Annotated in this window: 11 protein-coding genes and 1 pseudogene; 5 read left to right on the top strand and 7 right to left on the bottom strand. The window is 63.6% G+C overall.

The annotated features are described in order from the left end of the window. Nucleotides 1–49: 49 nt before the first annotated feature. From galD to A7D16_RS22260, 6 genes and pseudogenes are all read right to left on the bottom strand, one after another. Nucleotides 50–1,792 (bottom strand): GH35 family beta-galactosidase GalD, encoded by a 1,743-nt coding sequence (gene galD, locus A7D16_RS00560; RefSeq protein WP_064628809.1) that lies wholly within the window; start codon nt 1,790–1,792, stop codon nt 50–52. 11 nt (nt 1,793–1,803) lie between these two features. After that, nucleotides 1,804–3,720: a sialate O-acetylesterase gene (locus A7D16_RS00555; protein ID WP_064628807.1), complete on the bottom strand. Its 1,917-nt coding sequence runs from the start codon at nt 3,718–3,720 to the stop codon at nt 1,804–1,806. Nucleotides 3,721–3,826: 106 nt separating this feature from the next. After that, nucleotides 3,827–6,085 carry a beta propeller repeat protein gene (locus tag A7D16_RS00550; RefSeq protein WP_064628806.1) on the bottom strand — a complete coding sequence of 753 codons (2,259 nt, stop codon included), beginning with the start codon at nt 6,083–6,085 and terminating at the stop codon, nt 3,827–3,829. A gap of 111 nt (nt 6,086–6,196) precedes the next feature. Continuing rightward, complete coding sequence (locus A7D16_RS00545) at nt 6,197–8,935, bottom strand: TonB-dependent receptor (protein ID WP_064628804.1); 2,739 nt, start codon at nt 8,933–8,935, stop codon at nt 6,197–6,199. 339 nt (nt 8,936–9,274) lie between these two features. Beyond that, nucleotides 9,275–12,208, bottom strand: a complete 2,934-nt coding sequence (locus tag A7D16_RS00540) for a TonB-dependent receptor (protein WP_064628802.1) — start codon at nt 12,206–12,208, stop codon at nt 9,275–9,277. A 287-nt stretch (nt 12,209–12,495) separates the two neighbouring features. Next, nucleotides 12,496–12,654 (bottom strand): annotated as a pseudogene (locus A7D16_RS22260) (galactose-binding protein); the annotation flags it as partial. Nucleotides 12,655–12,733: 79 nt separating this feature from the next. Between A7D16_RS22260 and A7D16_RS00535 the strand changes: the two are divergent. The 5 genes from A7D16_RS00535 to A7D16_RS00515 all read left to right on the top strand — a co-directional run bounded on the left by A7D16_RS00535 (nt 12,734) and on the right by A7D16_RS00515 (nt 16,775). Next, entirely contained in the window at nt 12,734–12,937 is a 204-nt protein-coding gene (locus tag A7D16_RS00535) for a hypothetical protein (RefSeq protein WP_064628800.1), read from the top strand. A 197-nt stretch (nt 12,938–13,134) separates the two neighbouring features. Then, a complete protein-coding gene (locus A7D16_RS00530; protein ID WP_064628799.1) occupies nt 13,135–13,710 on the top strand; it encodes a hypothetical protein in 576 nt (191 codons plus the stop codon). A 307-nt stretch (nt 13,711–14,017) separates the two neighbouring features. Beyond that, the gene (locus A7D16_RS00525) at nt 14,018–14,593 is read left to right on the top strand and encodes a hypothetical protein (protein ID WP_064628798.1); all 576 of its coding nucleotides are present in this window, start codon (nt 14,018–14,020) and stop codon (nt 14,591–14,593) included. Between the two features lie 25 nt (nt 14,594–14,618). Continuing rightward, entirely contained in the window at nt 14,619–16,175 is a 1,557-nt protein-coding gene (locus A7D16_RS00520) for a phospholipase effector Tle1 domain-containing protein (protein ID WP_064628797.1), read from the top strand. Between the two features lie 30 nt (nt 16,176–16,205). Next, the gene (locus tag A7D16_RS00515) at nt 16,206–16,775 is read left to right on the top strand and encodes a hypothetical protein (RefSeq protein ID WP_064628796.1); all 570 of its coding nucleotides are present in this window, start codon (nt 16,206–16,208) and stop codon (nt 16,773–16,775) included. Nucleotides 16,776–17,007: 232 nt separating this feature from the next. On the opposite strand, the gene A7D16_RS00510 is transcribed toward A7D16_RS00515, so the two are convergent. Further along, complete coding sequence (locus A7D16_RS00510; RefSeq protein ID WP_064628795.1) at nt 17,008–17,979, bottom strand: LysR family transcriptional regulator; 972 nt, start codon at nt 17,977–17,979, stop codon at nt 17,008–17,010. Between the last annotated feature and the right edge of the window lie 19 nt (nt 17,980–17,998).

Raw genomic sequence — 17,998 nt, 5'->3', positions numbered from 1 at the left:
GAGGCGCTGCCGCGGGGGCGGCAGCGCATGGGTTTCTGTTTTTTTCTGCTTATTTGTAGGTGGCGAGCTTGATCTTGAGCAGCTGCGGGGCGCTGGAGAAATTGACACCGTAGTCGGTCTGGTCGCCATTCCAGTTGCGCTCGAATTTCCAGTCATTGCCTTCGTAAACGCCCTCTTCGACGCGGTCGTAAATCATGTTGGCGGTCGCTTCGCTGGCCGGGTGCAGGGTCACGCGCGCGTGGTAGCCGGTGACCAGGAACTCGTCCGGGCCCAGCTCGGCGATCAGCGCAGCACCGATCGGCTCGGGGTTGCCCGGCGGCTCGCCCTTGAACCAGAACTGCGGCACACCGTAAGTGACGGTGGCGCTCCAGCGGTCGTTGAGCTTGAGCTCCTGCACGGCCTGGCCGGGTTCTTCGGCGGTGCCGTGCAGCTTGCCTTCGGACGCGGCCTTGGCGAACGGGCGCATGCCGCGCTTGACCAGATCAAAGCCCAGCGCAAACGGTGCCAGGGTTTCTTCGTTGACGTGCTTGGCACCCAACGGGTAGTTGGAATAGCGCGTGTAATCCATGCCGAACGCCGACCAGCCGATGCCGTCGTGGCCCAAGGTCGGGAACAGGTAGCGCGCGTACTCGGGGCGGTTGCCGGTTTCGGCGACGAACAAGGCATTGTCCGGCCGCGCGTAGCGCTCCAGCACCGTGGTGTACATGCGGTATTCGGGCATGTAGATGTCCGGCGCCAGCAGGTCGATATGCGGGCCGGCGGCCTTCCACACATCGAGCACGTTGTCGGTGGGGCCGCCGCTGGCGTACTGGCCGGGCTGGCCCGGATTGAACGGGCCACGCAGCGCGGCGTTGACGTACATCGGCAACGGATATTCGGCCTTGCCGGCTTCGGTCACCTGGTCGATGTAACGGCCGATCGACCAGGCATGGAAGAATTCATCGGCATCGGCACCGAACACCTGCGCCCAGCTGCCGGGCTGCTTGTTCAGGCGCTTGAGCAGTTCCTCCGGCACCGGGCCGTCGAACAGCTTCTGCGCCATCGGCGAGAAGTCGCGCACGCTGCCGTAGGTGCCCGGCTCGTTTTCCGGCTGGATCATGATCACGGTGTGTTGCGGGTCCACCTTTTTCAGGTGCTGCATGAAGGCGACGAACGCCTTGCGGTCGGCATCCAGGGTGGCCTGCGCATGCGGCGACAGCGACCCGATCGCCTTGCCCTCGCGGGTGATCACACGCGGGAAGCGCTGGTTGTCGGCCTTGACCCACAGCGGCGCATAGGCCGGGCCATTGTTCTTCCAGGTCGCAAACCACAGCAGCACCAGGCGCACCTTGTGTTCGCGCGCCTGGGTAAGCAGCGTGTCGACGAAGGAGAAATCGAACTTGCCCTCTTCCGGTTCCACCTGTTCCCAGGCGATCGGCACCTGCACGGTGTTGGGGCCCAGCACCTGGATCGCCGGCCACACCTTGTCCATCACGCCCGGATAGTTGCTGGAATTGTTGACCTGCGCGCCGAGGATCAAAAACGGCGCGCCGTCGACCATCAACGCATGCTTGCCGTCCTTGCTGACGAACTGCGGCATCGGCGTCTGCGCGGCCGGCGCTGTTGCGCCGCTTGCCGGCGTGGCGGCGGTATTGGCGGCCGGCGTGGTTGCGGCGGATGTTGCAGCGGTGTCCTGCTCGCCGGACTGACAGGCCGCCAGTGCCAGCGTCAACGCAGACAGCAGCAGCGGACGCAGACAACGGCGTGCAGTGGACGAAGGGATCACACGCGTAACGGGGGAATGCATGGACATAAGACTCCGTGTCACCAGGTATCGGTGCGGAAGGGGGAAACGGGAAGGGCGTCGCGATTGATCAGGTTGGCGTCGTCGGGGTTCTCGCTCCAGCCGTAGCGCACCGCCACCGGTACGGCTACCGCATCGCTGCGCACGGTCACGCGGTCGCCTTCGATCTGCGCGGTGGCCGGATGGAAGCGCTGATCGGCGCCGGCAATGCGGAAACCCTGCACCGCACCGCCACCACGCACCTGCAGCGCACTGCCCTGCAGGTCGAAGCGCAACACCGCCTTGCCGCCGTCAAAACGTGCCTGCGTGAACAGCGGCGCGCTGTAGACCAGCGCTTCGCCGTAGGCCACATGCCGCGCGGCCAGCGCCAGGCGATGCCCGACATCGCGCTTGTTGGTGGGGTGAATGTCGGTGGGGTTGCCGATATCGATGATCACCGCCTGCCCGGTCGCCGGCAGTGCCAAGGTCTTGGACTGCGACTCGCGCAACAGCGCCCACGGGCTGAGCTCACCCTTGTCGCCGCCGGCCTTGAAGTTGGCCAGCTGCACCCACAAAAACGGCAGCTGCTTGTCGCCGCGTTCGGCGCGCCATTGCTGGATCATCGCCGCGAACTGCTCGCGATACTTCACCGCACCGCTGTCGGTGGCATTGGTTTCGCCCTGGTACCAGATCACGCCCTTGACCGGGAACGGCTGCAGCGGGTGGATCATCTGGTTGTACAGCAGTGTGGGCAGCTGGTTCTTGTTGTCGGTCAACGACACCCGCACCGCGGCGGGACGGAACTTCCACCCGCTCAGTGCGCGCTTGTCGCCGGCATTGGTCTGCACGAAGCGCTGCTCGTCCGGGCCATGCATGCCGCCACCGCCGCTGAGGTCTTCCACCCGCACCGCGATGTGATTGACCCCGGCATGCAACGCTGCGGCCGGCACCTTGTAGACGCGCGGCAGATTCCACTGCTTCTCGGTACTGCCCACCTGCTGGCCGTTGACGTAGGTGATGTCCGAGTCGTCGATCTGGCCCACACCCAGCGATACACCGGCCTTGGCCTCGGCCGCGCTCAGGGTCACCGTGGTGCGGTACCAGGCAATGCCGTCCATGCCGTCATAGCCGCTGGCTTCCCATTGCTGGGTGGTCGGGATGCTGTCCCAGTCGCTGTCGTCGAACGTCGCTTCGCGCCACTGCGGCATATCGCCGTCGACCTTGGGCCAGCGCGCGATGCGCTTGCCGGTGGCCGCCTGCGCGGCAGCGTCGCGTTGCTTGATCGCCTCGATCGCACCCTGGTTCTGGTCGGCATTCAAACCCAGCGACGCCGCATCCATCCACGCTTCGATGGCACTGCCGCCCCAGGTGCTGTTGACGATGCCGATCGGCACGCCGGTGCTGGCACGCAGCTCCTTGGCGAAAAAGTAACCAACCGCCGTGAATTCACCGGCATTGGCAGGCGTGGCCGCCTTCCACTCGCCACCGGTCAGGCGTGCTTCCGGCTGCACCGACCACGACTTGGGCACCTTGAAATGGCGCAGCTGCGGGTCGTTGGCCGCGGCCACCGCCTGCGCACCGTCGCTGGCCTGGGCCAGCGGCCATTCCATATTCGATTGCCCGCTGGCCAGCCACACATCGCCGACCAGCACATCGCGCACCTGCACGTCGCCACCGTCGCCTTGCACACGCAGCATGTAGGGGCCACCGGCTGTGTGCGCGGGCAGCTTGACCTTCCATTGCCCTGTCGCATCGGCCTTGGTGGTGGCGCGCTTGCCATCGAAGCTGACGGTGATCGCCGCATTCGGGGACGCCCAACCCCACACCGGCATCGGTTGATCGCGCTGCAGCACCGCGCCATCGGCGAACAGCAGTGGCAGTGTCGGTAATGCCCACGCGGCCGGGCTGGCCAGCACCAGGCCCAGCAAGCAGCTACGACGAACGAAAGAAACGGTCATGCAGTGATCTCCAGAGTCGGCGCAGCCAATCGGCGCGCAGCAAGGCGACGGCATGCGCCGCCGTACACAGTAGGCCAGCGCGATGACGCGCGCAGGCATGCAGCGCTCATCGTGGGTCGCCATAGAAGATGCCACGGCCGCCGGTGGCGAAATACACGCGGCCAGCAATACGCGGGTCGCCGGTCACGCTATACGGCCTGCCGAAGCGATGCGCGTCGTCATTGATGCGCAGCCAGTGGGCGCCCTCGTCATCGGAGCGGAAGATGCCATCCACGCCTTCCACGCGCCCGGCCAGATACAGGGCCGGTGGCGCGCCCGCGCGCAGCGGCTTGCCGATGCCCAGCGAGCGCGCTTCGTCCGGCTTGGAGAGCGAGCGCAATTGGCCGTTCTGCCAGCGCATCACGCCCAGGGTCGGGCTGGCCAGATACACCACGCCCGCATGCCAAGGGTCGGGCCGCAGTTGCGGGCGCGCGCGTTCATCGCGTGCCGGGCTGCCGACCTGCTGCCCGGTATCGCGAAAGCTGGCCGCGCCATCGCGGCTCTCGTACAGATGCCCGCTCACGCGATCGGCCGCGTACCAGCGCTGCGCATCGACGCGGTCGGCCACCGCAACCGCGGTAGCGGTCAGCCCCTGCACGCGCAACCAGTGCTTGCCTAAATCGACGGTACGCCAATGGCCGCCGTGTTCCGGCGCCCACACCACGTGCGACGCGTCGGCCGCGATGGCAATCGTGCCGGCGCCCTGCCCGCCCGGTGGCTCGCTGGCGAGGGCGGCCCAGTGCATGCCGCCATCCTGCGAATACAGCGCGCGGATCTCGTTGTTGCGGCGATCGCGCACGGTGCCGCTGCGCACCACCCACTGCGGCGCCTGGCCCGCAGCATCGATGCTCTCACCATTGGTCAGACGCGGGCCTGCATATTGCAGCTGCGCGCTGTCCAGGTCGTCGTGGCGGAAGCCATCGATATCGCCCAGCGCACTGAGCAGATGCGCCCCGGCCATCGGGCTCAGCAGATCCAGCGGCACGGTTTCTTCCAGCCCACGGTCCTGGAACCACCACTGCAGTGGCTGCTGGCGCGCAGCGAAATCCTGCAGGTTGCGCGAGGCCCAGATGCCGTAGCCGGTGACGAACAGCGCGTGGTTGCTGTCGAACGGATCGATCGCCAGCGCGCCCATCCAGTGTGGCGTAGCCTGCGCGGTCCAGGGCGCGGCGCTGTGATCGAACTGCGCGCCCGCCAGCAACGGTGTCCAGCTGCGCCCGCCATCGCTGCTACGGAACAGCTCATCGCGCGGGCTACGGCGGCGGAAGGTGCTGGCCAGCAACACCTGCGGCTGCTGCGGATCCACCGCCACTGCACCCCAGCCGAAACCATCGCCACTGGCCGGTTGCGGGATCGGGCTGATCTCGCGCCAACGGCGTTGCGCCGAGGTGTATTTCCACAACGCGCCGCCGGCCATCAGGTCCGGGCCGGGCTGGTCGCCATAACTCAGATACCACTGCCCGTCGCTGCCACCGACCATGTGACTGGGACGCAACCCCCCAGGTTGCCCGGCCACCGCCGACCAGCTGCGGCCGGCATCTTCGGAAACATACAGACTGGTTTGCGCAGTGGAAACGCCCACATAGATGCGCGGTGTCGGGTTGCCAGCGCGGCCGCTGGCGGGGTCGAACACGACAAAGGCGATCCCCACCGCCTGCTCGCGTCCGACATGGTTGCGCGCTGTGGCGCCAGCCAGTGCATCGGCAGGAAATGCGTCCACCCGCGCCCAGTGCGCGCCGCGATCGTCGCTGCGCCACAGGCCTGCATCACGTGAGCCCAGCAACACCACACGGCCATCGTGCGGGTCCACCGCCAGCCGCTCGCCATTGGCGCGGCCCAATTGATTGCCACCGAGCTTGAACGGCAGATCGGCGCGCTCGAAACTGCGGCCGCGGTCGAACGAGCGCAGCACGGCTGCATTGCCGGCGCGTTCGTGCATATAGGTACCCGCGGCCAGATACAGCGCGCTCGGGTCGGCAGGATCGACGGCAAAGGCATCGATCCCCATCAGATTCCAGTCGTCGGCACCCAACCAATCGGTCAGTGCCACCCACTGCTGCGCCTGCGCATCCCAGCGGTACGCACCACCGACATCGGTACGGGCATAGGCAAGATCGCGTTCGGCGGGATGAAACAGCACGCCGGTGACAAAACCGCCACCGCCAATGGCGACGCTACGCCAGTGATACGGACCCTGCGTGGCGGGCTCGGCCGCACGCACCCAGGACGTGGCGGAGAGCAACAGCAGCATCAGGGCCAGCGTGGCCCGGCATGCGTCTGCTGCGGAAAGACGGCGCTTAGTAGGCGGATCGATCATGGCGATCATTCCTCCGGCTCCCTTCGCGATCGATGGCGTGGCCATCGATAGGAAAAACACCGGCCCAACGAGCTGCCTGCACAGCTCGCCGGACCGGAGACGCACTTCCTACGGCGCGTTCTACAGGCTGGCCCGCAAGGTCAGGCCATACCGACGATCGTTGATCACAAAGTCGCGGTAGCGCGACTCGTTACCCAGATAGCTTTCGCGGCGGGTATCGAGCAGATTCACGCCATCCAGCGAGATCGACCAGGTGTCATTGATGTTGAAACGCAGCGAGGCATCCAGCTGGCCGAAGCCCTTGTTGTAGACCGGCAGGTTGCCGGTGCCGTTGCCTGCGGTGGTCACCAGCCAGTCGCTACGCCAGTTGTAGGCCACACGGCCCTGGAAGCGCGCCGTTTCGTAGCTGAGGATCGCGTTGTAGCTGTTCTTGGACAGGCCTTCCAGCGGCACCGTCAGCGCCTGCCCGTTGGTGTCGGTGGCAGTGGGGCTCGGCGCCTCGCTGTCGACATAGGTGTAGTTGGTCTGCAGGCCGAAGCCGCTCAGCCAGCCCGGCAGGAAATCGAAGAACTGCGTGTAGCCCAGTTCGGCACCGCGGATCTTGCCGGCATCGCCGTTGACCGGACGGGTGATCTGCCAAGGAACAGGGCTGCCGTTCTCGTCGAGATAGTCCTCATTAAAAACTGCATTGGCGATGAAGCCTTCGACCTTTTTATAGAACAAGGTGCCGTACATCATCGAGCCCTGGCCGAAGTACCACTCCAGCGCGGTGTCGAATTGGTCGGCTTTGACCGGCTCCAGCTCAGGATTACCAGCAGTGCCGGTGCGCGTTGCGGTACCTGTATTGGAGGTTCCGCTACTCAACGTCAAATTAGGATTGAGCCGATCGAATGTGGGTCGCGAAATGCCGCGTGAGGCAGCAAAGCGCCATTGCAACTGATCGCTTAGCATCCAACGCAGATTCAAGCTTGGTAGGACGTCGGTGTAGGTTTGTTGCGCACTCACCGGAATCAAGCCACCGCCTTCGCCAGCAGTTCCGGTACGCACACCAATGGAACTCACCTCAGTACGCACCACGCGCACGCCGATGTTGCCGTCGAACGGGATGTCGCCATCCACGCCGAAGCGCAGCACGCCGTAGGCCGCGTAGGTCTTCTCGTTCTGCGTGTTGATGTTGTTGGGCGCAAACTCCAGGGGCGTGCCGCCGAAGGTGGCCAGCGTCTGCTCGTAGTTGGCCACGGCCGCATCGGAAGCGGTCAGCGTCGGGCCGAAGGTGCTGCTCTCGCCGCGGAAGAAATCGGTGATCGGGTTGGTTACCACGCCCACGGTGGGGAACTGCGAGAACGGCGTGCCCGCGCAGCCGTTGATGCACATGAAGCGGAACACGCCCCCCTTGGTCTCGGCATCGCGGTCGGTGTAACGCACACCGGCCTTGAAGCTGCGCACGAAATCGCTGTCGAACGCCAGATCCATGTCCGAACGCCAGGCGAACTCGGTGCCCTTGTTGTCATCCTTGTTGTCAAGGTGCCAGCGCCAGCCGTTGTAGTTGTTCTGGTCGGCCAGGAAGCCTTCGGCGCCGCTGGCGTCGGTCACCGACAACTTGGGCAGGTCGCCACGGAAGTCGACGTTGAAGAACGGCGTGTTGTTCAAGCCGGTGGCCACAATGTAGCGCGTGCCGGTGGTGGTGGCATCGACATACTGGAAGTCGGTGCTCAGGGTCAGCTTTTCGTTGACCGTCCACTTGGCGCCCAGCGAGTAATCGGTGGTCACCGAATGACGCTCGGTCAGGCTGGTGTTGGAGTCGGCCGGCACGTTCTGGAAGGTGCCGTTGACGAACTCGTTGCGGTCGTTGACCTGGATGCCGGGCGTGCCCTGCATCGGGTTGGCGCCGGTCAACGCGAAGAACGAATAGTCGTGCCAGCTGAAGTCGTAGTCCGAACGCAGTACCTGCGTATAGACCTCCACCGAATCGTTCGGACGCCACTGCATCGCAAACGCGCCGGTCTTGCGCTCGCGCTCACCGACGGTGGTGTTGATACCGGCACCGTGCGGCACCGAGATTTCCTGGCCTTCATAGCCCGGCAGGTCGGTCTGGGTGTACCACGGCTCGATCGAGATGGTGTCCTGGCGGAACGGGCTCTTCTGCTGCGAGTAGTTCACCAGGATGCCGATCTCGCCGATGCCGGTCTGCCAGCGGTCGCTGAACAGGCCCGAGAACGCCGGCTTGCCGTCGTCGGCCAGGTCGTAATAGTTGTACTGGACGCTGCCGGCAATCTTGCGGCCTTCATAGTCGAACGGCAGGCGCGTGCGCAGGTCGACGGTGCCGCCCAGGCCACCTTCGATCATGTCGGCGGACGGGTTCTTGTACACGTTGACGCCGCCAAGCAACTCGGCCGAGACATCTTCGAAGCTCAGGCCACGGCCGTCGTTGGCGGTGAAGATGTCGCGGCCATTGAGCTCGGTGCGCACCTGGGTCAGGCCGCGGATGGCGATCGAGCTGCCTTCGCCGTAGTTGCGCGAAATCTGGATGCCGGAGATGCGCTGCAGCGCCTCGGCGACGTTGTTGTCGGGCAGCTTGCCGATGTCTTCGGCAACGATGGAATCGACGATCTGCTCGGCGTTCTGCTTGACCAGCTGCGCCTTGGTGACGCTGCTGCGGGTGCCGGTGACCTGCACCGTGTCCAGCTGCTGGGTGGTCGCATCCGACGCCGGTGCGGCAGTGGTGGTCGCATCCTGCGCATAAGCCTGCGCGCTCAGCAGCGTGGCCACACTGATGGCCATCACGGAGCGGCGGAAATCACGGATTGAACGCTGACCCACAGCCCGGCCTGCCGGAATGTGGCGATGTTGCACTGACATGGTGCTCCCTCCCAGGACGCATGTACTGCTTGTTTTTAGCGAGCCGGTGCGCGAACGCCCTGCCCGTCGTTGTTGCTGGCCTGGCATCCGGCCACGGCAAGGGCCGGGGCTGACTGGATGCGTGGTAATCCCGAAGAGGCGTACCTGGCGGCTGCGGCCGGAGCATAGGGCGCAGCCATCACGCCACACCAATGAAATATTCCTGGAAGGGTATACATTAAAGCTATAGCAACACTAGGAAACCCGGCCGCTCTGGCATTGCGGGGCCAAGCGACCGAGCTGGACATGGCGGGCTCAACTCTGCGAGCCCGCGCACGCTGCCGGCGTGATCGCCCGCACTTACCAATTCATGCGCAGCACCAGCGAGTAGCGCCGGTCGTTGACGAACTGGCTGCGGGTGTACAGCCGCGTATCCACCTCGCCCCCCTCATACGAGGTCGGCCCCATCAATACCTTGGTCTCGGTATTGGTCAGGTTGTTGGCCTGGATACCCAATTGCAGGTGTTCGTTGAAGCGGTAGAAGAACGAGCCGTCCAGCTGGCCGTAGTCGTCGGCCCAGGTCGGCAACCGGGTAGCCGCGTCGCTGGTGGTCAGCAGGTAGCGCGAGCGCCAGTTGTAGGCCAGCCGCAACGACAACGGGCCCTTCTCGTAGATGCCGGCCAGGTTGTAGCTGCGCCGCGACAGACCTTCCAGCGGCAGCTCGACGCCTTCCACCGTGGTGCGGGTGTACGGGTCGATGGCGGTGTTGGCCCCGCCCTTGCTGTCGACGAAGGTGAAGTTGGCATTGATGCCGAACCCGCTCATCCAGCCCGGCAGTTCGTCGAAGAACTGCGTGTAGCCCACTTCGGCGCCGCGAATGGTGCCCTCGTCGGTGTTGTAGGGCCGGGTCACCAGCCACTGCCGGTTGTCGTAGGTCTCGCTGCGGGTCTGGGTGGAGAAGTAGTCCTTGACCTTCTTGTAGAACAGCGTGGTGTACAGCATGTCGCTAGTGTCGAAGTACCACTCCAGCGCGGTATCGAACTGGTTGGCGGTCATCGGCTTGAGGGTCGGATTGCCCGCGGTGCCAACGAAGTTGGTGGCGTTGCCGGCGTCGTCGGTTTCCACGTTCAACAGCACGAAGGGCTGCAGCTGGGTGTAATCCGGGCGCGCCATCGCCTTGGAGGCGGCAATACGCCACTGCAGTGTGTCGGTGAAGCGGAAGCGCAGGTTCAGGCTCGGCAGCACGTTGGTGTAGCTGCCCTGCGAGTTGTTGTCGAAATACTGGCCGGTATAGCGGGCCTGCAATTCCGGCGAGACATTGAGCCCGGCCAGATTCTGGAACTGGCCGAAACCTTCGGCCTGGGTCTTGGTCTGCACGAGGCGCACGCCGATATTGCCGTCCACCGGCACGCCCAAGGCCTCGTCATTGCCGAAGTACAGCGCCGCGTACGCCGCCTGGGTACGTTCGAACTGACGGTTGGTGTCCTGCGGCTGGTACTGGTCCGGCGCCCAGCCAGAGCCACGCAGCGCCACGATCTGCTGCTGCAGCAGCTGCGAGGCGCGCCGGTAGTTGGTGACCAGGCTGCCGTTGGGCACCACCAGGGTGGTGGGCACGTTCACGCCGCCACGGAAGAAGTCGGAAAAGGTGAACTGCGACGACTCGTTGGGCAGGTACTGCGACATGTTGGCCAAGCCGTTCGCGCTGCCAGGAATGGCCGCCCAGTTGTCCGACAGCACGCCCCAGTTGTAACCGGAGTTCTTGTTGGTCTGGTTGCGGTCGGTGGCGCGCATACCGAAGCGCATGAAGCGCAACCAGCTGCTGTCCTGGAAGGTGTATTCCAGATCCACCCGCGTGGACAGCTGCCGCCCGCGGTTATGCCCCAGGTGATCCATCGCCGCCGCCCAGAAGTAATTGGACGGGTCCTGGGTGAAGCCCTGGTTGGCGATCTGCACGCTCGGATACTTGCCCGACACGTCATAGGTCAGCCCAGGCAGATAGGTCGCACTGAACACGGTGAAATCCAGCTGGTCGTTCTCCGACTGCACCAGCTGCACGTCGCCCTTGATCTGCAGGTTGTCGTTGAAATAGTGGCTGAAACCCACCGACAGGTCCGAGGTGGTGGTGCGCTGCTCGGAATAGCGGTTGTCGGTATTGAAGCGCACGCCATCGCCGGTGAGCAGCCCGCGCCACGAGTTGGACACCGGCGATCCGCGCTGGAACACGCCGTTGTCGTCGTATTCGAAGGTGGTGCCCGGCGCCGGGCTGATGCTGTTGTTGCTGTCGTTGAAGAACGCGGCGCGCTCCTGCCAGTTCATGTCGTAGCGCGAGCGCAGGTATTGCGCGTAGATCTCGGTCTGATCGCTCGGCTTCCACTGGAACGCGGCCGCAATGCCGTCGCGCTTGCGTTCGAAATCCAGCTGGCGCCAGTTCACCCCGCCCGGCACGAACACTTCGCTGCGCCCGCTGCCGGCCAGCACGGCGTCGTCGGTGCGGCGCACATACGGCTCGACCTGGATACCGTCCGAGCGGGTCGCCAGCTCCGAATGGGCGATATCGATCATGAAGCCCATTTCGCCGATGCCGGTCTGCCAGCGATCGCTGAACAGGAACGAGGCCGACGGCTTGTACGTCTTGCTCATGTCGCCGTAGTTGTAATCGACATTGCCGCCGACGATGCGCCCCGGGTTGTCGAACGGCATGCGCGTACGCAGGTTGACCGTGCCGCCCAGGCCGCCTTCGATGATTTCTGCCGAGGGATTCTTGTAGACGTCCACACCGGCCATCAACTCGGCCGGCACGTCTTCGAAGCTCAGGCCACGGCCGCTGGCGGCGCTGAAGATGTCGCGCCCATTGAGCTCGCCGCGTACCTGGGTCAGGCCGCGGATCATCACGCCACTGCCTTCGGCCGAGAAGTGATCCGGGTCACTGCGCGCGGCGAAGTGGTCGATGGTCACACCGCTGACGCGCTGCAGGGTTTCGGTGACGCTGCGGTCGGGCAACGCACCGATGTCTTCGGCGCTGACCGAATCCACGATCTGGGTGGAATCGCGCTTGATCACCTGCGACTTGATCAGGCTGGCGCGCACACCGCGCACTTCCACCGTGTCCAGGTCCACCGCGCTGCTGCCAGCGGTGCTGGAAGACGCCTTCTGGGACGATTGCGCCTGCTGTGCATACACCGGTGCGGCAAGCAGCAAACCGATGCTGATGGCCATGGCGGAATGATGCAGACGTGGGGTACGACGCGCGCGCACGCCCATACCTGCCGGGGCATGGCTTGAAAACTGATGCATCTGAATCCCTCCCAGGACGCAAGACGACTGAAGACAGGTTGTCGCGGTGTCGCACGATGCGAACGATGCGAACGATGCGAACGACCCGCAGGATCATGTGGGGGGCGGGCGCTGACGCCCGCTCCACCCGCTCACTCCATGGCGGCTTGGCCACCGATCACCCGCCCGACTTCACGTACGCTTCAGCATGGGATCTGGTGCACACATATAGGCGTGCGCACCACCGTCAACCAATGAAAAATTCACAGGCCAGTATTCCGTGAGGGAATACGAATGGAAGAGCCCGGTTACGTACGGGATTCCGGCCCGCGCAACGCGGGATACAAACGTCGGGCAGTAGTGCGCAACGCCTGCAAAATGCGCTCAGCGCCCGGCGGAAGAATGTAATCGCGCCGGCGGATGATGCCGAACGACTCCATCCGCACCCCCAGTTCGATCGGCAGGACGTGCTGTAGAGGTACTGGGCCGTCAGCAAAAAGAATCCGTACACCCGCTTGTGCGCGGCAGGCTTCGATGGTACCGGCAATGATCAAGTGCAAGGAGCCCGAGCGTATCGGCACTCTGGATGATCAGGTGCAGACTGTAATGCGTGACGGCGTTGAGAACATCGGCAGCTACTCCGTTTTAGGCACAGGCACTCAGCACGACGCCTTGATCCGCAACCTCGATGGTGGCCTGAGCTATAGCGATGGCCCACAGATGGAAGCGAGGGAGCGAACTGCCACGTAACGCCTGGCAGGTCACAGCAATACAAGGGCAACCGCGTGTGCTGAACACATGCCGGAAAGCAAGCTGCACTAGGCTATTGTTCCCTTCAAACAGGTGGCTTCATGGCTATGCGACCTCTCAGCATCCCGCAGCACCGTGCAGCGCTTTCCCTGCTGTTGTGCGCTGTCTTTGCCCACCCTCTGACTGGATGTTCACGCGTGAACACGCCTGCCAACGATTCATCCGCCACCCATCTGATTGAGAATATCCCGGTCGATGCGCATAACATCGTGCATATTGATACCCGCAAGCCGATTCCATTTAGCAACCACGCGTTCGGGGCGATGTGTTACGACACCTATGGCTGCAAGGTGCTGTACGACGGCAGGTATGCAGCCAATTTTCCCGAAGATGAGAAGCGAATTTCATCGGCTTCGCTGGGTGACGTCTACCCTGGCAATCTTAAAGCCAATACGATCGGCATTCGCAACTTCCCGAACTTCCCTCCTCCCGCTGAGGTGACCTGGCGCTCCAAGGATGGCCAGCCACATCATGCGCTGGTCGACCTCGGTGCCATCTTCAAGGAAAAGGTAGTGCTGCACAAAGTGCCGCAGGAGCAGTTGCCGCCGATCCTGAAGGCCGATATCCCTCCGGAGATCATCCTGGAAGTGAACGACCGCACTATCAATGTGTATATGAAGGCAATGGTGGATACCACGGTATTGCAAAAGCCTGGTAACAAATATAGCAATTTCCGCAACGACCTGATCCTCGTTTATACCAAGACCTACTGATGGCGTCTTCGACAGGAAGCATGTAATGGCTAACGATCGTAGTGACGAGAAGAAATGGGCCGATGGTGTGGAAACCTATCCGGCGACTGCACGGGATTTTTGGCAGACCACCAACACAGCCGCCATGCGTTGAGCCGCTCCACGACGGTTCCGCACTACCACTAGCACACTGCGGATAGTAGGCTGTTCTTTCGTTTCCACAGGTGGCTTCATGGCTATGCGACCTCCCAGCATCCCGCAGCACCGTGCAGCGCTTCCCCTGCTCTTGTGCGCTGTTTTTGCCCACCCTCTGACTGGATGTTCACGCATGAACACGCCTGCCTACGATTCATCCGCCACCCATCTGATTGAGAATATCCCGGTCGATGCGCATAACACCGTGCATATCGATACCCGCAAACCGATTCCGTTTAGCAAACATGCGTTCGGTGCCGGCTGCTACGATACGTTCGGTTGCAAGGTACTTTACAATGGCAGGTACGAGGCTGATTATCCTGAGGATGTCAAACAAATTTCCTCTGCGTCCCTCGGAGATATCTACCCTGACAATATGCACGCTGGTACGATCGGTATACGCAACTTCCCGAACTTCCCGCACCCTGCGGAAGTGTCCTGGCGCTCCAAGGATGGCCAGCCGCATCATGCACTGGTCGACCTCGGTGCCATCTTCAAGGACAAGGTAGTGCTGCACAAGGTGCCGCAGGAGCAGTTGCCGCCGATCCTAAAGGCCGATATACCTCCGGACATCATCCTGGAAGTGAACGACCGCACTATCAATGTGTATATGAAGGCGATGGTGCAGACGACTGTGCAACAGAAGCCGGGCAACGAATATAGTTATTTTCGCAACGACCTGATCCTCGCCTACACCAAGACCTACTGATGGCGTCTTCGCCAGGGAGCATGTAATGGCTAACGATCGTAGTGACGAGAAGAAATGGGCCGATGGTGTGGAAACCTATCCGGCGACTGCACAGGATTTGGCTGCTTACCAAAAAAGCCGCGATGCGCTGGCACAGTTCCAGGCACCGCTGCTGGTCAGCCAGAAGAATCCTCATACTCGTTTGTTCGTAGCCTGCTTCGATGGCACCGGCAATGACAAGAACAAGGATCCCGAGCACATCACCAACATCGGCGTCATGTACGATCAAATACAGGCAACCAATTTTTCCGGTTTACGCAATGTCAATGGCCACTACGTCCCAGGCGTAGGCACCCAGGACGATGCCTCTACTCGCAACCTCGACGGCGGTCTGGGCTATAGCTATGGACCACGGATGGAAGAGATGTACTTAAAGTTCATCACCCAAGCCAACGACTGGAAAAAGGAAGACCCCCAAGCCGAGATCAGCATCGTCTCCACCGGCTTCAGCCGTGGCGCTGTCACCGCCGCTATGTTCACGCGCATGGTCCACGAGCGTGGGATCCAAAACCCAAGGGACATGCAGATCGAAAAAGGCCCGAACGGCGAAATCCTAAAACTCAGCCCAACCCACCCGCCGCTGGTGCCGCCCGGCCGGACCGCGCAGGTGGTGGGCTTGATGGACCCGGTGGCTACCGGCGACATGAACCTGCGCGACACGCGCCTGCCGCCGTCGGTGGTGTCGGGCCTGCAACTCACCGCCCGCGACGAGCGCCGCGATCTCTTCCCGGCCAAGGACATCATCGATCCGGGCCGCACCCGGGATGGCCGCCTGCTCAATCTGGTCAATCCGGGCGCGCATTCGGATATCGGCGGTTCCTACCGGCTCGATGGCCTGTCCGTGCGCAACGGCAACCTGCTCACCGATTACGTCAACACCCTCAGTGACACTCCGTTCCTGACACCGCGCACCGTGTCCACCGCCCCTGAAATGAACGTCATCCACCAGTCCGAGCAGCACCAGTCCTTCTACGCCACCGCAGTGGCGACCACGCTGGGCCAACGCGCACATGTGAAGGACCTGGCGGGTACCACGGGCAGCGTCAATCGCACCGATGCCCAGGCCCTGGATACCGGTTTGCACGCACAGTTTCCGTTGCGCCCGGTGGCGGTGTCGCCGGAACGCACCGATCCCTCGGTGCCGTCGTTCGCGCGATACAACGGCGCTCCCGAGCCGCAAAGCTGGCAGCAGCAGATGCAGCAATTGCAGCAACAGCGCGAGCGCAGCCATGCGCCTGAGCAGTGGCATGCGCCGATGAAGGCGGATGCACCGCAGGCGCGGGCAGCGGCCGACAAGCCGCCCTCCCTGCGTGACGACCCGGAGGCTTTCCTGGACCGCATGCTTATCGCCGCACAGAGCGGCGACCGCGATCAATTCCGTCAGATGACGCAGATCCTGGCCAGTGAACCACCCGGCCGCGCGTTGCGCGCAGAGGCCATCGAGACGGTAAACCAGCAGGAACAACAGGCAGCGCAGCAGGCAATGCAGGCACAGCAGCAACAGCAGCAAGAAACGATGCGCATCGGTGGGCGCAGCATGTAACAACTGGCAGCAGCAAAGGCAGGAGGCACAATGGATGCAAAAGATCCACTGACGCCGGTCAGCAAGACCGCCGCGCTCATGGAGCAGTTTGAGCGCCGCTGCAGTGAAATCGAGCAACAGCAACGCCGCCTTGCGCAGCAGCTGGAACAGGTGGCGCAGTCCTTGCCCGGGGTGATGACCCGTTCGGCAGAGCAGACCTTGCAGCGCGTCCCCGATACGTTGGTGAGAAATGTCCAACAGGGGATGGACCAGTCGGTGGCCGGGTTCGAGAAACGGCTGCAGCACGCCGGTAGCTTGATCGGGGGAGGTGCGCAGTCCCTGCCCGATCAACTCAAGCGCATCGAACGTGCGCAGCGGCTGTTGCTGTGGAAAGGCGCGGCGGTCGTGGTCGGAAGCCTGCTGGTGTTGCTGGGCGGCGGCGGATGGTTGCTGGCCCACTATCGCCAGCAAATCGAAGATAACCAGTTGCGTGCGGAGTTGTTGCGCGCCTACAACGCTGCCGACGTGACCCTGTACAACGGCCGGCTATGCGCCAATGTCGAGACCAAGGGCCCGGCCTACGGCGATCGCCGCCAGTATCGGCAGGTCAAACCGCGCTGACTCCGACGGCAAGTACACGATGCCCCCTATCGTCTCAAGGACCAGGGCGATGCCTTGCGCGCCGTCGCGCGGCAGTCGGCGACATCTTGCGCTGGCTGCTGCGCCGGATCGCATTGCTGCGAGTCTGGCTCAGGCCGCTCATGCTGCGGCCCCGGTGTAAGCATCAGCACCGGTTGTCATCGTCGCCCGATGAAGCGGATTTTCAATTAGGCCGGCGCGAAGAAGATACCGACTAGACCGACGACTCCGGCGCCCGCAGCCCCGGATACAAACGTCGGGCAGTGGTACGCAACGCCTGCAAAATGCGCTCAGCGCCCGGCGGAAGAATGTAATCGCGCCGGCGGATGATGCCGAACGACTCCATCCGCACCCCCAGTTCGATCGGCAACACGGTTAGCAATTTGGCCTGGATCAGCGGCGCCACCGACTCCACCGGCAACGCGGTCAGCATGTCGGTACCACGCAGCAACGTGGAGGTCACCGGCAGCGACGAGGTCTCGATGGCGTTGGTCGGCGTCTGCACGCCATGCTCCATGAACATCGAATCCAGCCGCGCACGCAGCACGCTGTCGGCCGGCGGCAGGATCCAGCCATGCCGCACCAGATCGGCATGTTGCAGGCCGGCACGGCTGGCCAGCGGGTGGCCGGCGCGCGCGATCACCGAGTGCGGCTCGTCGGCCAGCGGTTCGAATTCCAGCTCGCCCACGCCTTCCGGCCCCAGGATGCGGCCGATCACGATGTCCAGCTGCCCGTCCAGCAACTTGGCCACCAGCGGGCGGCTGTAGTCCATTTCCACCCGCACCAGGATGTCGGGGAATTCGCGCTTGACCTCTGCGATCGCCTGCGGCACCAGGTTGGTACCGGGGTTGACCACGGTTCCGATCGAGGCCTGGCCCATCCGCCCGGCGCGCAACGCGGCGATTTCTTCCTGCGCCCGGCCGATCTCCGACATCGCCGCACGGGCACGCCGGATCAGCACATGGCCGTACCAGGTCGGCTCCACGCCGCGCGCGTGCCGCTCGAACAATTTCACCCCCAGCATGTCTTCCATTTCTGCCAGCAGCTTGGAGGCGGCCGGCTGGGTCATGCTGGCGGCCTCGGCCGCACGCAGGACCGAGCGCTGTTCGTGCAGATGCAGCAGTAGCAGGAGCTGGCGCGTCTTGAGCCGGGCTGCGTTGAACCAGGGAGTACCGGAATTTGCCATGGAGTGCGATTGCGGCCGT

It is taken from the genome of Xanthomonas nasturtii, from assembly GCF_001660815.1.
Classification (GTDB): Bacteria; Pseudomonadota; Gammaproteobacteria; order Xanthomonadales; family Xanthomonadaceae; genus Xanthomonas; species Xanthomonas nasturtii.
Note: the sequence above shows the minus strand (reverse complement) of the source record. Positions and strands in the feature narration are given on the sequence as shown.